Below are 745 nucleotides of genomic sequence, written 5' to 3' on the forward strand. Positions count from 1 at the left end.
CATTTCCCAGTTGATGTGATTAAAAAGTCAGGAGAGCTTGGTTTTTTAGGACTCTATACCAATCCAGATTATGATGGCTTAGGGCTACCGCGCTTAGACTCTGCGATGGTATTTGAAGAGTTGGCATGGGGCGATACTTCAGTGGCTGCCTATATGAGTATTCATAATATGGCAGGTTGGATGATCGGCGAGTATGGCAGCGATGTACTATGTAAAAAGTATTTGCCAAAAATGGTCAGCGGTGAGTGGCTTGGCAGCTATTGCTTAACAGAACCCAATGCTGGTTCTGATGCAGCGTCATTACGTACCAAAGCCGATAAGCAAGGCGACTATTATGTGCTGAATGGCGAAAAAACTTTTATCTCAGGTGCAGGCTCGACCGATGTATTAGTAGTTATGGCGCGTACAGGTGATGCTGGGCCAAAAGGGGTTTCAGCTTTTGTAGTAGATGCTGACAGCGATGGTATTGAGTATGGTAAAAACGAGCATAAAATGGGTTGGAAAGCGCAGCCGACGCGTGCTATTAGCTTTAAAGACGTCAAAGTGCCAGCAGAAAATTTAATCGGTGCAGAAGGGCAGGGCTTTCGTATTGCGATGAAGGGCTTGGATGGTGGCCGTATCAATATCGGTATTTGTGCCGTCGGTACCGCGCAATCAGCGCTAGAGACCGCGACCAATTACGTACAAGAGCGTAGTCAGTTTGGTAGCCCAATCGCAAGCTTACAGTCGGTACAGTTTAAGCTTG

Annotated in this window: 1 protein-coding gene; it reads left to right on the forward strand. The window is 46.7% G+C overall.

Annotated features, from left to right (window positions below; translation table 11 throughout):
* Positions 1-745 (forward strand): acyl-CoA dehydrogenase family protein (locus tag ACS8FD_RS20015; protein WP_439277156.1); only part of this gene is annotated, 745 nt, incomplete at both ends.

The organism is Psychrobacter sp. 1U2, assembly GCF_051847575.1.